The organism is Stenotrophomonas sp. GD03819, assembly GCF_029841665.1.
Lineage (GTDB): Bacteria > Pseudomonadota > Gammaproteobacteria > Xanthomonadales > Xanthomonadaceae > Stenotrophomonas > Stenotrophomonas geniculata.
In genome coordinates, this window is record NZ_JAOCEW010000047.1 from 1 (window position 1) to 16,621 (window position 16,621).

The window sequence follows — 16,621 nt, forward strand, 5'->3', positions numbered from 1 at the left end:
ACCGTCGAAATCGATCAGACATCGAAATTGATCGAATGAGATCCGACAGATCGCGGAAAACCGTCGAAGGCGGGGTGGGTCCGGCTGCAGGGGCGTGAGCCGCATGGATGCGGCGACCGAGCTTACATGGACGTACTTGCAGCGCCCCCTGCCACCGGCTCCCCCCCGCCTACCCGCAGGAACCCGGCTTCTGACGTTGCTCTGGCCTTGGCTCGGGCGTCTGCGGGTGCAGGGCGCAGCCCTGCAGAGAGCCCCTTACCTGAACAGGCCTTTTTGCGTGAAGTCTCAAACATCGTTTAGACTTGCGGGGTCTGCAGCGGCCGTCCGTTTCCCTCCGGGATCGCCGGCGACCAGGGTCCGCCCTCTTCGCCCGCCCCCACTCCGACGCCGTTCGTCACGCATTCCAGCCTGCGCTTCGTGCCGGCTGCACCCAATTCTCGCAGCGCGGTTCACGGGAACGCTCCGAGTCAGCCGATCAGTTTGATCTGCCCCCGTCTGTCCGTTTGGACAGGCGTTTCTTGTACTTGGAGCAATCTCAATGTCTTTTGAATCGCTGGGCCTGGCGCCCTTCCTGCTGCGTGCGCTTGCCGAGCAGGGCTACGAAAACCCGACCCCGATCCAGCAGCAGGCGATCCCGCTGGCGCTGGCCGGTCGCGACCTGCTGGCCGGCGCACAGACCGGCACCGGCAAGACCGCCGCCTTCGGCCTGCCGCTGCTGCAGCACCTGGGCACCGCCTCGCAGGAAGTGCGCAGTGGCCCGCGCAAACCGCGCGCGCTGATCCTGGCCCCGACCCGCGAGCTGGCCACCCAGGTGCACGACAGCCTGCGCGGCTACAGCAAGTACCTGCGCATCCCCAGCGCCTGCATCTACGGCGGCGTCGGCATGGGCAACCAGCTGGACATCCTGCGCCGTGGCGTGGACCTGCTGGTGGCCTGCCCGGGCCGCCTGATCGACCACCTGGAGCGTCGCAGCATCGACCTGTCCGGCATTGAACTGCTGGTGCTGGACGAAGCCGACCGCATGCTCGACATGGGCTTCCTGCCGTCGATCAAGCGCATCCTGGCCAAGCTGCCGAAGCAGAACCGCCAGACCCTGCTGTTCTCGGCCACCTTCGAGGACAACATCCGCCAGCTGGCGCTGGAGTTCATGCGCAACCCGGAACAGATCCAGGTGACGCCGAAGAACACCGTGGCCGAGACCATCACCCACCGCGTGCACCCGGTCGATGGCAGCCGCAAGCGCGACCTGCTGCTGCACCTGCTGGCGCAGGACAGCCGCGAGCAGACCCTGGTCTTCGCCCGTACCAAGCACGGCAGCGACAAGCTGGCCACGTTCCTGGAAAAGTCCGGCATCAAGACCGCGGCGATCCACGGCAACAAGAGCCAGGGCCAGCGCCTGCGTGCACTGGGTGACTTCAAGGCCGGTCGCGTGACCGTGCTGGTGGCCACCGACATCGCCGCGCGCGGCATCGACATCAACGAGCTGCCGAAGGTGATCAACTTCGATCTGCCGATGGTGGCCGAGGACTACGTGCACCGCATCGGCCGTACCGGCCGTAACGGTGCCACCGGCCAGGCGATCTCGCTGGTGGCGCAGGACGAAGTGAAGCTGCTGCGTGCGATCACTCGCCTGCTGGGCCGCGACATGGACATCCGCGACGTGCCGGGCTTCGAGCTGCAGACGCCGATCCGCTGGGGCAACAGCGCACCGGGCAAGGCCGAGCACGATACCGGCGAGCGCGCACCGCGCAAGAGCCACGCACGCCGTCCGCACGGCGATGCGCCGCGTCATGCGCATGCCGGCCCGAAGAAGGCCGGAGGCGGCCGTCGCGAGGGCGGTGGCCATGGCCAGCAGCGTGCGGGCGCGGGTCAGGGCCAGCGCCGTGGCGGTGGTGGCAATGGTGGTGGCCGTGGTCGTGGCCAGGGTGGCAACGGCGGCGGTCGCGCCGGCTGATCCCAGCTGAAGTGGATGACGTCTCCCGCTGCGCGGGGGCTTATCGAGGGACGGCGCTGACGCGCCGTCCTTTTTTGTTGCTGGCTACCGTGAGTAGAAGCCGGCGGTGTTCTGCGCTGAGGGCGGATGGGCGTGGGGCCAGCGCAAAACACGCCGTAAACCCATCCATGGGGGCTCGGTCGGCGCATCCATGCGCCTCACGGTTTTGCGCTGGCCCCACGCCCATCCGCTTCAAGCATTGCCCGCGCCTTCTTCTCCCGCCGGGTAGCCGGGAGAAGAAAGATCAAATTCAAATTCAAATTCAAAGTCAAAAGCCGAAGCCGCAATTCCTGGCTTTGCCTTTGCTTTTGCCCTTGCTCCCGCCTTGGGGTCTGATGCGTCCGCGCCCGCAGGAAGCCGTCGAGGGGCGGCCGGGCGGGCTGCGCAGGACCGTTGGCGCCATGGGCCCGAGGCACGCCTCGGGCGGGTTGGGCAGGACGCCCAACCCCGGTCTTGCCGTGTGCGCAGGAAAGCGCACACGAGCAAGGCGCCATCGAGCCCCCATGGGTGAGGGCGCTTTGCTTGCGAAGCACTGCTTCGCAAGCGCCCGAACGCCCAGCCGCCAGCGGCTGGGCCGGACCCCGGAGGGGGGTTCACGGCGTGTCCTGGCTGAGGCCCCCTGCCTCCCAAGCACAACAACGACTCGGCGCCAAACGCCTCAACCCCGCGCTTTACTCGGATTCACCAGATTCCCGAAGAAGATCGCGTTGATCAGCAGCCGGTCCGTCCCGTGCCAGTACTTGCGGTGCGCCGGATCATCGGCGAACAGCACCACGTTGCCCTGCCCCTGCGCCGACACCAGCAACCATGCACTGCCCGCCACCCGCGTACGGTTGCGCTCGGACAGGTAACCATTCACCCGCGGTGGCGTATCAATGCGCACCACCGTCGAGAACGGATTCGTGCTCGGCTGCAGCGTCACCGTGTTCTCCTTGTTGATCGCCAGCTGCCGGCGCGGCACGCCGAACGCCAGCGGATGGCTGGTATCAACATCGGCACTGAGGATGTTGCCGCTCACCCGCTCGATCGCGGCGATGTCGCGCTGGTCGCCGAACGCGCGGCGGCTTTCGTCAGCAGCGTCTTCTTCCTTGCCGAGCTTCTCGCCGTCGGCCAGCTTCTGTTCGATCGCCCACTTCGAGGCACTGCCGTAGGTCACCAGCGAACCACCGGCCTGCACCCAGCGCTTCAGTGCAGCCACTGCCGTGGCATCGACGCCCGTATAGGTACCGCCGGACAACACAATCGTGGTGTAGCGGTCCAGCGGCACCTTGCCCAGCTGCTGCGGGTCCAGCTTGCTGGCCGGCAGGTGCAGCTGCTGGTCGAGCAGGAACCAGGCCGAGCCGACCTCGGTGGCGGCCACGCCCTCGCCCATCACCAGTGCCACCGCTGGCTTGCGCAGCGCCTTGACGCCATCACTGCCGAGGTCGATGCCTTCGCGGCTGCGGCCGCTGGACAATGCATGTACGCGTACGCCGGCATCGCGTGCAGCAGCACTCACCGCATCCCGCAGCGCCGCGCCCTGCAGCGGTTGCCCGGCCACCGGAACAACGATGCTGCCAGCGGCGAAATCGGCCTCGCCCTGTGCAGTCGAAGCGGTAAATGGCTGGAACGTTGCGCGTGTGCTCAAACCTTTGGCCTGCAGCACCGCCAGCGCACGCCCGGCGTTGTAGTCGCGCCAGTCGATGACATAGGCGAAGCCGGCCTGGCCACCCAAGACCGCGCCCTGCTCCTCCGGCAGCGCGGCCACGCGGGCGCCACCTTCGATACGACTGCGGCTGCCGGCGAAGGCCACACCGTAGGCCGGTGCGATCGCATAGCTGGTGCTGCCGTAGAACACATCCCCCTTGATCGGCGGCGTTTCGGCAAAGATCGAATGCACCAGGCGGAACTGCGCCTGCTGCACCGGCACCACGTAGGCGCTGCCGGCATCGAAGCGCTGCCCATCGACAGTGACTGCACGATCCAGCGCGCGCACCTCGATGCGATGCAACAGCAACAGTTCCAGCAGGCGACGGGTCAGTGCCGGGTCATGCGCGTCGCCGAACACGAAGCTCTTCACCGGCTGCTGCGCAGCCTGCTTCAACGCGCTCTGGAAGAACTGCTTCTGCAGGTCGAACAGGCCGTTGCGTTCGGTCACCGCGCCGCGCACCGTGCCCAGACCGGTGGCGACCTGGTTGCGGATGGTGAACGGGAAGGTCAGCAGGCCATTCACCGATTCCTGCACGCGACCGCGCGAGCTGGCCTGCTCGACGGTAACGCCGACAGCGCCATGGAAGTCCGGGTAGGTGGAGCCGTACACCGGCGAAAAATTGTCGAAATTCTCGCCGGTGTAGTACAGCGAACCCAAGGCATCCAGCGCCTGCGCGTGGTACTTGGCCAGGGTCTTGTTGAATTCATACGATGCCGCCGGAATCAGCGGGCTGTGCATGCTCTTCGGCGAAGGCTCGAAGTAGTAGGTGCTGTCCTTGCCCATTTCGTGGAAGTCGATCTGCACGTTCGGGTACCACTGGTGGAACACTTCCACCTTCGGCCGCGAGTCCTGCTGGGTCAGGGCCAGCCAGTCGCGGTTGAGATCGGTGAAGTAGTGATTGGTGCGGCCCTGCGGAAACGGCTCGACGTGCTCCTTGTCGGTCGGGTCGGCCGAGGCCGGGTCAGAGGCCCAGGCGTTGTGCCAGTTGGCGGCACGATCACGGCCGTCCGGGTTCTGCGCCGGGTCGAACAGCACCACCGCCTGCTGCAGCCACTGCTGGGTTTCCGCGCTACGGTTGGCCACCAGGTAGTAAGCGGTCAGCATCGCCGCTTCGGCACTGGACGTCTCATTGCCGTGCACGCTGTAGCCCAGCCATACCACCACCGGGCTGTCACCGGCGGCGCTGCGCGGCTGCGCCGGATCGGCCAGGGTCGCGTGCTGCTGGCGGATCTGCTCCAGCCGCGCATGATTGCCTGCAGCAGTGACGGTGGCGATCAGCAGCGGGCGGCCCTCATAGCTGCGACCGATCTCGCGCACGCTGATTTTGTCGGAACGCTTCGCCAGTTCCTGGAAGTACGCCACCAGCTGGTCGTGCCGGGTGTAACGGCTGCCGATCGGGTAGCCGAGGAACTGCTCCGGCGTGGGCACCGCTGCATCGAACGCCGCTGCGTCGGTGACCTGCGGAAAGAAGTACGCGCTCTGTGCCTGCACCGGCTGCGGCGAGGACAGTGCGGTGGCGGCGGCAAGCAGCAACGGAAGAACGGCACGGCGATGCAAGGACACGGTGACTCCCCTGGAACACAACGGCAGACAGTCGCGCGGCCGGTCCCTTCAGGTGACCGGCCGCGGCGGATGGATCAGAAGCGGTAATCGAAGCCCAGCGTGAAGTAGCGGCCACGCAGGTCGTACTGGCTGAAGTCGTACGGCGCGCGGATGCCCGGGAACGAGGCGTCGTACGGCGGCGTCTTGTCGGCCAGGTTCTGGACTTTTGCGTACACGGTCAGCTTGTCGATGCCGGTGTAGGCCAGGTACAGGTCGTACTGGCTGTAGCTGCCGACGCGCTGCTGCACGGCCTTGGCGGCGGTGCTGGCTTCCTGGCGGTAGCTGCTGGTGTAGTACCAGGTCACGGCGGCGTTGAAATCACCGTACTTCCAGTCCAGCGTGGTGGTGGCCTTGTCCTTGGGCAGGGTCGCGCCCAGGTTGCTGCCGGCGTAATCCACCAGCGGGCCGCCGACCACGGTCGGGCGGCGGTAGTCGCGCACGTGGGTGTAGGCCGAGGACACGGTGAAGTCACCCAGTGCTGCGGTCGGGATGCGCTGGCGCAGCTCGACGTCGATGCCGGAGGTCTTCAGCTCGCTCAGGTTCTGGTAGCGGTTGTAGACCGCCTGCAGCTTGCCGCGTTCATCGCGCTGCACCGCGCCGGCCACGTTGTCGTTGACCAGGGTCTGGGTGTTGTTGGTGCCGACCAGGTTGTCCAGCTGGATGCGGTAGTAGTCCACGCTCAGGTTGGTGTTGGTCCACGGCGACAGCACCACGCCGAAGTTCACGCTCCTGGTGCGCTCGGGCTTCAGCGCGTTGTTGCCAACGGTGAAGAAGGTGGGGTTCTGCCGCGAGCCCGGCACGTCAGGATCACGCGGATCGACCACGCTGCCGTAGGCGATGCTGGTGCTGTTGGAGTTCTCCGACAGCGACGGCGCACGGAAGCCCTTCGAGGCCGATGCACGTACCAGCAGGAAGTCCAGCGGCTGCCAGCGCAGGCCGATCTTCGGCGAGAAGGCATCGCCGAAATCATCGTAATGGTCGGCACGCGCGGCGGCGGACAGCTCCAGCGTCGAGGCCAGCGGCACGTTCACTTCGGCATAGGCCGCACTGACCTGGCGCTTGCCGTGCACTTCGGCGATGGCCGGGCGCACCTGCAGGCCGGCATCGATCTGCCATGGGTTGTTGGAATCAAGCTTCTCGCGGCGCCACTCGGCACCGGCAGCGAAGCCGATCTCGCCGGCCCAGGTGTGGCCCAGGCTGCCGGAAATCTTTGCATCGATGCCCTGCAGCTTGGATTCGGCCGGACGCAGCGTGGCGATGTTGATCGAGTCGCGCACCGACTGCGGCGTCGCCGCCGGGTTGAGCAGGTTGTAGCTGCCCGTGGCCAGCGCATCGGCCAGCGCCCAGCGGTTGGCGAAGCCGCCGGACACGCTCTCGCGTTCGCTGCTGCGCGCACCGAATGCAGCCACTTCCCAGTCCCAGTTGGCGGTGGTGCCGCGCAGGCCGAACACGCCGCGATAGGCCGTGGATCGGTTGGTCTTGATGGTGCCGCCAAGGTCGAAGAACGTGTACTCGATCGGGATCGCACGGCCGTACGGGTTGTACGGATTGTTGGCCGGCAGCAACGACGACACCGGCTCGGCCAGGCCGCTGTTGGCGTTCAGTGCGAAGCGGCCGCTCTCCAGGGTGAAGAACGGGCTGCTGCCGAACCACGCGGCGCTCTTGATCTGGCTGTACAGCACTTCGCCGAAGGCCTCGACGTTGTCGTTCAGGCGGAAGGTGCCGTTGGCATAGGCCTGGTAACGCTTGGTCGAGGGGATCAGCGTGGTGAACGGCGCCTGGTTGAAGCCGCAGGTGTCACCGGACAGGCCATCAATCGGCGCGCTGGCAACGCGGGTGGTGCCGGCCGGGCAGTTGCCGTTGGCGTCGAGCATCGGTACCGACACGCCGTTGACCAGGTAGCGCGCCCCCTTGGCCGACCAGCCGTTCCAGCGGCCACCCGGCTTGTCGGTGTAGATGCCGCTCCTGGTCAGGTTGCGTTCGTCCTGGTCCAGGCGCTCACGGTTGTACCCCTGCAGGCTGAAGAGGATGTTGTAGCCATCGGTGTCGAGATCACCCAGGCCGCCGACGAACTTCAGGTTCTGCTCGTGCAGGCCGCCCTGGTCGGCACCGCCGAAGCTGCCGCCGATCTCGGCGCCTTCGAAGTTCTGCCGGGTGATGATGTTGACCACGCCGGCCACGGCATCGGAGCCGTACACCGCCGAGGCGCCGTCCTTGAGCACTTCGATGCGCTCGACGGCCACCAGCGGCAGCGCGTTGAGATCGACGAAGGTGTCGGACAGGCCGCCGGCCGGGAAGCCGTAGTTGGCCAGGCGGCGGCCGTTGAGCAGCACCAGCGTGTTCTTCTGCGACAGGCCGCGCAGGCCGATGCCGGCCGAGCCCGAGGCCCAACCGTTGTTGGTGGTTTCGTTGCTGGCGTTGCCGGTGTTGGCCGAGATCGAACGCAGCACATCGGCCACGGTGGCCTTGCCGGTCTGTTCCAGCTGCTGCCGGCCGATCACCTGCACCGGGTTGGAGGCCTCGGTGTCGGTACGCTTGATGTTGGAACCGGTGACGCGCACGGCGGCCAGGGTGCTGGCTTCGCCACTGGCGTCGGCGGAGGTTTCGGCGGCGGCAGGCAAAGGCGCGGCCAGAGCGACGGCCAGGGCCGCCACGAGCAGGGTGTGCTTGGGCATGACGATGTGGGGAGGTGGTAAGGACGACGAAGTTCCGCAGTAGTCCATGCCTGGCCGGGGTCCGGCCAATAACATCTCTTCATACGGATATAAGGGAAATTATCATCTCTTCATCCGGATGGAAAGAGTCACTTCACGAAAGGCCAACATCCGCTCAGGATGGCCGGCCACCTGCGGCGTACAATCGCGCCATGGAAATCTTCAAAGTCTTCATGCTCGAGGCGGCGCACCGCCTCCCCAACGTGCCGCCGGGGCACAAGTGCGCGCGCCTGCACGGCCACTCGTTCCGGGTGGAACTGAAGGTCGAGGGCGAGCCGGGTGCGCAGACCGGCTGGATCATGGACTTCGGCGACGTGAAGGCGGCCTTCCAGCCGATCTACGACCGCCTGGACCATCACTACCTCAATGACATCCCCGGCCTGGAGAATCCGACCAGCGAGAACCTGGCGGTGTGGATCTGGAACGAGCTCAAGCCCAGCCTGCCAGCGCTGAGCGAGATCACCGTGCACGAAACCTGCACGTCGGGCTGCCGCTACCGCGGCCCCGAGATCTGATCAACCCATTGATCTTAAAGGTTTTTCAAAGGCGCCTTGGGCGCCTTTGTTATTTTTGTTGCAATGCGGCATCAAGGGCGTATGCTGCAATGCATCAAGCCACTTCCTGATGCCCCATGGCCGCCGCCTTCAGCGATCGCTTCAGTGATGCCACCCGCCAGCTCGCCGCCGCGGCAACGCGCGCGAACCGGTTGGCGTTGGAGAACGCGGAAAGCATGTTCGGCGTGCAGCTGAAGGTAATGGAGCGCAACCTGACCGCGACCAGCGGTTGGCTGGGCGAACTGGCCCGCAGTGAAGACGCGGCCGGTACGCTCTCCAAGGGCGCGCAACTGTGGCAGGACAACCTGCAGCGGCTGGGTCAGGCCCAGCAGGACATGGTCGGGCTCGGCCTGCAGGCCAGCAAGGCCTGGTCCGAACTAGCACAGGGCTACAACGAATCAACGGCGGACGCGAACAACCACTGACGCGACGCAACGCTCATTGCGTGGGTCCCTCCCCCCACGCAATCCGGACCCGGCAGATCCCTCCCTCTGCCGGGTCTTTTTTTGCCCGTTGTCTGGATTCAAGAGCGCTTCCTCGTCTGGATTTCCTGCGAGCTGATGGGCCCCGCCGGGGCGGGCAGGGGCCTGGGCAAATGTCCCCCGGCGCCGGCCGTTGGCCGTCACCTCCTCCTTTACTTTGCCCAGCCCCTGCCCGCCCCGACGAGGCTCGGCTTACGGCAGCTAAAGCTCAGTGCTCATGGCAACTTTTCAATGAGGCACCGACGAACTCCGAACGCAGGGCGGAGGCCCTTGCGTACGAAGTAAAGGGGGAGGTGACGGCCAACGGCCGGCGCCGGAGGACATTCGTACGCAAGGGTCTCCGCCCTGCGCCACGCAGAACGAATCCGCCACACGCCACGCAGAACACACCGCAAAGGAACCTCAGCGCCCGCGACCACCGTGCCAGTGCTGGTGCCACGCCTGGAACATCAGCACGTTCCACAGGTGCGTGTGCCACTTGCGCTCGCCGCGCAGGAACGCTTCCCAGATACCGCGCACGCGCGCCGCATCGAAGCAGCCCTGGTTGCGCAGCAGCTGCGGATCCAGCAGCGCCTCCGCCCAATCGCGCAGCGGGCCTGCCAACCAACGTGCCATCGGCGGACCGAAACCGCGCTTGGGGCGGTACACCAGCGGCTCGGGCAGGTAGCGTGCCAGCAGGTGCTTGAGAATCCGCTTGTGCTCGCCGTCGTGGTACTTCAGATGCTGCGGCAGGCGCCAGGCCAAGCGCACCACCTCCATGTCCAGCAGCGGCGCACGCGTTTCAACGCCCGCTGCCATGCCGGCACGATCGACCTTGGCGAGAATGCCCTCGGCCAGGTCCATGCGGAAATCCAGCAGCTGGATACGCGCCTCGGCCGGCAGCGCAGTGTCCTGCTGCTGGAAGATCGTGATCGGTTCGCGCGCGCCCAGCACCACCTGCGCCGGCTGGCGCCAGCGGGTGACCCGCTGCAGGTAATGCCCTTCCACATCGTTGGCAGCGACCTCGGCCACCAGCGCACGCCAACCGCCGAGGCGGCCACGCTCCACGTTCATGCGGTTGCCGCTGCGCCGTGCCAGGTCGCGCACCCAGTCCGGTAGGCCACCGCACAGGCGTGCATTGCGCAGCGCGCGGCCATAGCTCGGGTGACCGAAGAACAGCTCATCGCCGCCGTCACCGGTCAGCGCCACCGGCTTGCGCGCACCCAGCAGTTCACTGGCCAGCAGGGTGGGCAGCTGCGAGGCATCAGCGAACGGCTCGCACCAGACCTGCGGCAGCCGCTGCAGCAGGTCCAGGCCCTGCCGCGCATCCATCCGGTGCAGATGATGCTGCACGCCCAGATGGCGCGCGACCTGCGAGGCCCAATCGCTTTCGTCATGGCCGGGATCGTCGAAACCGACCGTCCACGCCTCGATCGGCAAGGTCGATTGGGCCTGCATCATCGCGGTCACCAGCGACGAGTCGGTGCCGCCGGACAGGAACGCGCCACACGCCAATGGCGAATGCATGCGTGCGGCAATGGCCTTCTGCAGTACGGCTTCCAGCTGGTCGGTGGCCTGTTCCAGGCTCGGCGTCGGCTGCAGGGGCTCCTGCAGCGCACGCTGCATCGCATCGCGTGCACACCAGTAGCGCGTCCCCCCTTCCGTCGCCTGGCTGGAACCGCCGGCAGCGTGGTCATCCAGATCGACGCGCAGCACCGCGCCGGCCACCAGCTTGTGGATGCCCCGGTAGATGGTGTGCGGCGCCGGCACATAGTCGTGGCGCAGCAGCAGGCTCAGCGCATCCTGGTCGATGCTCGGCGCGAAGCCGGCGAAGGCCTGCAGCGCCTTCATTTCCGAGGCGAACAGGAACTGGCCCTGGAACCAGCCGTAGTACAGCGGCCGCTCACCAACCGGATCACGCGCCAGCCACAACGCGCGCGACTCACGGTCCCATACGCTGAAACCGAAGGCGCCTTCGACACGCGACAGCGCGCGCTCCACGCCCCATTCAACGATCGCCTGCAGCAGCAGCCGGGCATCACTGCAGCTGCGCGGCAGATCGCGCAGCTGCGCCTGCAGGTCGCCACGGTTGTACAGCCGGCCGTCCAGGCACAGCACGTAACGGCCGCAGTCCGAGCTCAGCGGCTGCAACGGCGTATCGGTGGGTGCCCGGCAGTGGCCCAGCGCGAGGCCGGCCTCGGCGTCGGTCCAGTAGCCGATGCGGCCCCGGCCGCGCTGCTGCAGGGCGCGCAGCATCGGCGCCAGCTGCTGCAGCAGCTGTTCGTCCTCGGCGGGGGGCAGCCAGGCGCCGACCACGCCGCTCATCGGGCACCTCCGCAGCGGCAGCGGCGGGACGGGTTCAGCAGGCAGGGGGCGGCGGGCGACATGGGAACGGCACGCGGAGCGGAGGAGACTCCATGCTCGGCGCCGCACCTGCCCCGCGTCAGTCGCTTTGCTGTCAGCGATGGTCACCAGACGTATCACGAAGGTAACGTTTTGTAACGGCAACAAGCTATGCTGGACGCCAAGTTGTTGCCAGGCCTGAGGCCCGGCCCGCGCGCCAGCAACCCCGGCTGAATGGCGCCCGCCCCCTGGACCCGGGTGGCCCGAAGGCTGGGATAGCATCGCCGCGCTCGTGCCGTGGCGGTACGTATGCCCCACGGAGGCCTTGAAAATGCTGGATATCGTACTGGTCGAAGACGATGCCCGCCTGGGTACGATGGTCAGCGACTATCTGCAGCGGCATGGCTACCAGGTGGCCCATGAGCGCAGTGGTGAGCGCGCGGTGGCCCGGATCCTGGCCGAGAAGCCGGCCCTGGTCCTGCTCGATGTCGGCCTGCCCGACCAGGATGGTTTCGAAGTGTGTCGGCAGATCCGGCCCCACTATGACGGCATCATCTGTGTGCTGACCGCCCGCACCGACAACATCGACCAGGTGCTGGGACTGGAGCTGGGGGCCGACGATTACATCGGCAAACCCATCGAACCGCGGGTGCTGCTGGCCCGCCTGCGTGCGCACCTGCGCCGCCATCGCCGGGTCGAACCGCGCGACGGCAGCCTGCGCTTCGGCGAGCTGAACATCGACCCGTCCACCCGCAATGTGCACCTGCAGGGCGGCCTGTTGGAGCTGACCACGGCCGAGTTCGACCTGCTGTTCCTGCTGGCCAGCAACGCCGGCCAGATCCTGGACCGCGATGCACTGCTGCGCGGCCTGCGTGGCATCGCCTTTGATGGCCTGGACCGTTCGATCGATGCACGCATCTCGCGCCTGCGCCGCAAGCTGGGCGACAACCCTGAACAACCGGAGCGGATCAAGACCGTGCGTGGACGCGGCTACCTGTTCAGCCGCTCGGCATGGGGATGAAGCGCACGCCTTCGGCGATGCGCGGCCACGCCTTCCACTTCCTGCGCTACGGCATCGGCTTCCTGGTCGCCCACCTGCTGCTGATCGTGCTGGGCCTGTGGGCCTGGGATGCACTGCTGGAAGACCGCACCGAAGCCAGCCTGCTGGCCGAGATGCGTGGCACCCATGCGCTGCTGCAGCAACGCTTCGCGGAAACACCGCGCGAGCAATGGCCGGCGCTGGCACGCGGGCTCGACGCCGACTTCGCCTATGCCCTGCGGATGGTGCCGCTGGCCGAGGCGGAAAAAGAGCTGTCGGCCAGCCAGCGACCGCCGCTCAACAACGGCCGGGTGCAGATCGACCTCGAACACATGCGCAGCCTGCAGCGGATCGGTGACAGCGACTATGCCGTGATGCTGGGGCCACTGGATGAAGCGTTGCCGGAGGAAGGCTGGCAGGACAGCGAAGTGTCCGGCGTGGCGATCCTGCTGCTGATCCTGATGGTGGCCGTGGCGCTGCCGATGTACGTGATGGTCTACCGCCTGTGGCGCGACGTCTCGCAGCTGGCCCAGGCCGCCCGGCAGATGCGCGACGGCCAGCTGGACACGCGCGCGCCACGCGCCGGCACCGCGCTGGTGCGGCCGCTGGCCAATGCCTTCAATCACATGGCCGAGCAGCTGCAGCAGCTGCTGGAAAGCCAGCGCGTGCTGGCCCAGGCGGTGGCACACGAGGTCCGCACGCCGCTGGCACGGATGCGCTTCGGCTTGGCCGACCTGGAGGACACTGCGCTGGACGAGATACAGCGCGATGCGCTGGGCGGCCTGCGCACCGATGTCGATCGGCTGCAGCACCTCACCGACGCCGGCGTCGAGTACGCCGCACTCGGTCGCTGTCACCAGCTGACCCGCCAGCGCCTGCAGTTGGCGGCACTGGTGCGCGGCGTGGTGGCCCAGTTCGCGCCGCTGCCGATGCCCGTGCAGCAGGCGCTGTCGCCGGCAGGGCTGGTCAACGTCAACCGGCACATGCTGGAACTGGCGTTGCGCAACCTGCTTGGCAATGCCCTGCGCTACGCGCGGCGGCAGATCCGCATCGCCAGCACCGTCAACGATGGCTGGCTGTGCCTGCAGGTGGAGGACGACGGCCCAGGCATCGCGCCCGAACTGCGCGGCCAGGTGCTGCAACCCTATGTGCGGCTGGATCCGGGCAGCCCCGGTTTCGGCCTCGGCCTGGCGCTGGTGCAGGTGGTGGCCGACAAGCATGGCGGCCACGTTGAAGTGATCGACTCCGAACTGGGCGGTGCCTGTATCCGCCTGCACCTGCCACTGGAAAGCGGCGGTGCCGTGGAGGGCGAGACGACCTGCTAGACCGCCGGTTCCGCGCGCGGCAAGGCAAACACGAACAGCGCACCCCGCTCGCTGTCGCGCAGTTCGATCCGGCGCCCATGCAGCTGCACGATGCGCTGCACGATCAGCAGGCCGAGGCCACCGTTGTCACCGCGTCGTGCGCCCAGCGCGGCCGGCGCCTGGAACAGCTGCGCACGCAGCGCGGGGGCTACGCCGGGGCCGTCGTCGGCAACACTCACCTCCACGCTGTCCGGCGTCGCGCGCAGGCACACCTCGATCCGGCCACCCTCCGGCGCATGCCGCAACGCGTTGTCGAGCAGGTTGGTCAGCACCCGCTCGACCAGGCCCAGATCGGCACGCACCAGCGGCAGGCCCGGCGGGAACCCGGCGTGCAGGCGCTGGTTGCGCGCCTGCGCGGCCAGCTCGAACTTCTGCAGTACGTCCTGCAGCAGTTCCGGCAGCGCGAACACTTCCCACTCCAGGCGCACTTCGCCATGTTCCAGCCGCGCCAGCTCGAACAGCGCACGTGCCAGCCGGCCAACCTTGGCACTCTGCGCCAGCGCGATACCGAGGTAGCGGCGGCGCTCATCCGGCGACAGCGTGGCGTCCTTCAATGCCAGCGTTTCCAGATAGCCGTGCAGTGACGACAACGGCGTACGCAGGTCGTGCGAGATGTTGGCGACCAGCTCGCGGCGCTGCAGGTCCTGCTGGCGCAGCTGCTGCCATTGCTCTCCCAGCCGCTGCGCCATCTGTGCGTGCGCGTGCTCCAGGATCACCAGTTCGTCGCGCTCGCCGGGGCGCAGCGGCTCCGGCGGCGGCAATGGCGTGGGTGCGTCGATGTCGAACGCCTGGATGCGCCGGGTCAGCCGTCGCAGCGGGCGGGTCACCCAGTAGAACGCCACCAGCCCGGCCAGCAGGCCCAGGCTGCCGACCAGCACCACCGACCACCAGGTGGTGTTCCACTGGCTGCCGGCGGCAAGATCGTCGGCCAGCATCTGCCGGTGCTCGCCGACCAGCACCACGTACACATAGCCGGCCTGCCGGCCCTGCACGATCAGCGGTGCTGCACTGAACACCTTGCGCCCATCCGCACTGCGCGGGTCATCGCCCAGGATCGGCAACGGCGCACCGGCCAGCAGGCGGCGCAGTGGCGCCACGTCCACCCGGTTGCGCACCAGGTGCCCACTGGGCGCATCGTGGCCGAGGATGCGGCCCTGGTCGTCCAGCAGGTAGACCTCGACGCTGGGGTTGACCGCCATCAACTGGCCGAACAGCGCGCGCACCGCGGCGTCGCGCATGCCGCTGGTATCCATCAGCTCGCTGCGCTGGGCGATGTGCTCGGCCAGGCCCAGCGACAGCCGCTGCACCACCTCCTGCTCGTGGCGGGTGTTGGCACGCATCTGCAGTGCCAGCAGCGCCATGCAGCACATCAGCATCAGCGCGACGATCACCGCTGCCAGCTTCTGCCACAGGTTCGGCTTGATCATGCCGCCGCCCCGGCCGGGTCGACCAGCTTGTAGCCGCGCCCCCACACCGTCAGCAGCCGCCGCGGATTGGCCGGATCGGGCTCGATCTTGCTGCGCAGTCGGTTGATGTGGGTATTGACCGTGTGTTCGTAGCCATCGTGCTGGTAGCCCCAGACCTGGTTGAGCAGTTCCATGCGTGCGAACACCTGGTCTGGATGGCGGGCGAAGAACAGCAGCAGGTCGAACTCGCGCGGGGTCAGCTCCAGCGCGTTGCCGTCCACCGAGGCGGTGCGTGCAACCGGGTCCAGCTGCAGCCCACCCAGCTCGATCGCGCCGGCATCGATGCGTGCGCTCTGCGCCATCGCCTCGGCGCGGCGCAGCAATGCGCGCACCCGTGCCACCAGTTCCGGCATCGAGAAGGGCTTGGCCAGGTAGTCGTCCGCGCCCAGTTCCAGGCCAACGATGCGCTGCGTTTCGCTGCCGCGCGCGCTGATGATGATGATCGGCACATAGCGCGCCATCGCGCGTGCACGCTGGCAGACCTGCAGGCCGTCCACGCCGGGCAGCATCACGTCCAGCACCAGCGCATCCCACGGACCATCCTGCTCAAGCAGGCGCAGGCCGGCATCGCCACTGGCGGCATGGGCGACGTCGTAACCCTCATCGCCCAGATGCATGCGCAGCAGGTCGGCGATGTGGGCATCGTCTTCAACGATCAGCACGCGTTTGGTCGACATCGGCAGCTCGGGGCCAGTGGGGAGGCTGGCTGCATTGTGGCGCGGGACGGCCGCCGATACCTCACGAAAAATTGAATCCTGCGTGAGGATTCATTGACCCGGGCGGGCGCAGCATGGCCCCGTCGCCCCTTCCCGGAGTACGCCATGTCCCTGTCCCGCCGCCATCTGCTGGGCCTGGGCGGTGTTGCCACCGCCGCCGGCCTGTTCGGCCTGGGGGCCTGCAGCCGCGCCGCCCCGGCGGCCGCCGAAGCGCGCCCGTCGCGACAGTTCGAGGTCATGCACAGCGATGCACAGTGGCGCCGGCAGCTGACCCCGGCGCAGTACGCCGTACTGCGCCAGCAGGCCACCGAGCGCCCCTACAGCAGCCCGCTCAACAAGGAACACCGCCAGGGCACCTTCGCCTGCGCCGGTTGTGCGCTGCCGCTGTTCTCCTCGTCCACCAAGTTCGAGAGCGGCACCGGCTGGCCCAGCTTCTGGGCGCCGCTGCACAACGCCATCGGCGAAGACCGGGACGTCACCTTCGGGATGCTGCGGGTGGAGGTGCACTGCCGCCGCTGTGGCGGCCACCTCGGCCATGTGTTCAACGATGGTCCGCGCCCGACCGGGCTGCGCTACTGCATGAACGGTGCGGCGTTGGTGTTCGTTCCCGGCGCCACGGATGGCACCGCCGACGGCTGGCGGGTGCCGGTCGGTTCTTCCCCTGCTTCCGGAGCCTGAC

11 protein-coding genes are annotated in these 16,621 nt (G+C 67.6%); 6 read left to right on the forward strand and 5 right to left on the reverse strand.

Going from position 1 to position 16,621, the window contains the following annotated elements; translation table 11 throughout:
* Positions 1–538: 538 nt before the first annotated feature.
* Positions 539–1,954 (forward strand): DEAD/DEAH box helicase, encoded by a 1,416-nt coding sequence (locus N5D45_RS20390; protein ID WP_057502497.1) that lies wholly within the window; start codon positions 539–541, stop codon positions 1,952–1,954.
* Between the two features lie 697 nt (positions 1,955–2,651).
* Here N5D45_RS20390 and N5D45_RS20395 read toward each other — a convergent pair.
* Together N5D45_RS20395 and N5D45_RS20400 are read right to left on the reverse strand one after the other, a co-directional pair.
* Entirely contained in the window at positions 2,652–5,246 is a 2,595-nt protein-coding gene (locus N5D45_RS20395) for a M14 family zinc carboxypeptidase (RefSeq protein ID WP_279939520.1), read from the reverse strand.
* Between the two features lie 74 nt (positions 5,247–5,320).
* Complete coding sequence (locus N5D45_RS20400) at positions 5,321–7,960, reverse strand: TonB-dependent receptor (protein ID WP_057503811.1); 2,640 nt, start codon at positions 7,958–7,960, stop codon at positions 5,321–5,323.
* A 191-nt stretch (positions 7,961–8,151) separates the two neighbouring features.
* On the opposite strand from N5D45_RS20400, the gene queD reads away from it, so the two are divergent.
* Both queD and N5D45_RS20410 read left to right on the forward strand, forming a co-directional pair.
* Positions 8,152–8,514 (forward strand): 6-carboxytetrahydropterin synthase QueD, encoded by a 363-nt coding sequence (queD, locus tag N5D45_RS20405; RefSeq protein WP_010484089.1) that lies wholly within the window; start codon positions 8,152–8,154, stop codon positions 8,512–8,514.
* Positions 8,515–8,630: 116 nt separating this feature from the next.
* Complete coding sequence (locus N5D45_RS20410) at positions 8,631–8,978, forward strand: phasin family protein (protein WP_019338007.1); 348 nt, start codon at positions 8,631–8,633, stop codon at positions 8,976–8,978.
* Positions 8,979–9,437: 459 nt separating this feature from the next.
* Here the strand turns inward: N5D45_RS20410 and asnB are convergent, their stop codons facing one another.
* Positions 9,438–11,339, reverse strand: coding sequence for an asparagine synthase (glutamine-hydrolyzing) (asnB, locus tag N5D45_RS20415; RefSeq protein ID WP_043398825.1), 1,902 nt, complete (start codon positions 11,337–11,339; stop codon positions 9,438–9,440).
* Between the two features lie 349 nt (positions 11,340–11,688).
* On the opposite strand from asnB, the gene N5D45_RS20420 reads away from it, so the two are divergent.
* Complete coding sequence (locus N5D45_RS20420; RefSeq protein ID WP_010484092.1) at positions 11,689–12,378, forward strand: winged helix-turn-helix domain-containing protein; 690 nt, start codon at positions 11,689–11,691, stop codon at positions 12,376–12,378.
* Complete coding sequence (locus N5D45_RS20425) at positions 12,375–13,721, forward strand: ATP-binding protein (RefSeq protein WP_029379919.1); 1,347 nt, start codon at positions 12,375–12,377, stop codon at positions 13,719–13,721. Before N5D45_RS20420 ends, N5D45_RS20425 begins: the two co-directional genes overlap by 4 nt.
* Here N5D45_RS20425 and N5D45_RS20430 read toward each other — a convergent pair.
* Positions 13,718–15,187: a HAMP domain-containing sensor histidine kinase gene (locus tag N5D45_RS20430; RefSeq protein WP_279939522.1), complete on the reverse strand. Its 1,470-nt coding sequence runs from the start codon at positions 15,185–15,187 to the stop codon at positions 13,718–13,720. The two genes, N5D45_RS20425 and N5D45_RS20430, sit on opposite strands and share 4 nt — an antisense overlap.
* Positions 15,184–15,903: a response regulator transcription factor gene (locus tag N5D45_RS20435; RefSeq protein WP_014035866.1), complete on the reverse strand. Its 720-nt coding sequence runs from the start codon at positions 15,901–15,903 to the stop codon at positions 15,184–15,186. The genes N5D45_RS20430 and N5D45_RS20435 overlap by 4 nt, the downstream gene beginning before the upstream one ends.
* Before the next feature lie 144 nt (positions 15,904–16,047).
* Between N5D45_RS20435 and msrB the strand changes: the two genes are divergently transcribed.
* Positions 16,048–16,620 (forward strand): peptide-methionine (R)-S-oxide reductase MsrB, encoded by a 573-nt coding sequence (gene msrB / locus N5D45_RS20440; RefSeq protein WP_279939523.1) that lies wholly within the window; start codon positions 16,048–16,050, stop codon positions 16,618–16,620.
* Position 16,621: the final 1 nt, after the last annotated feature.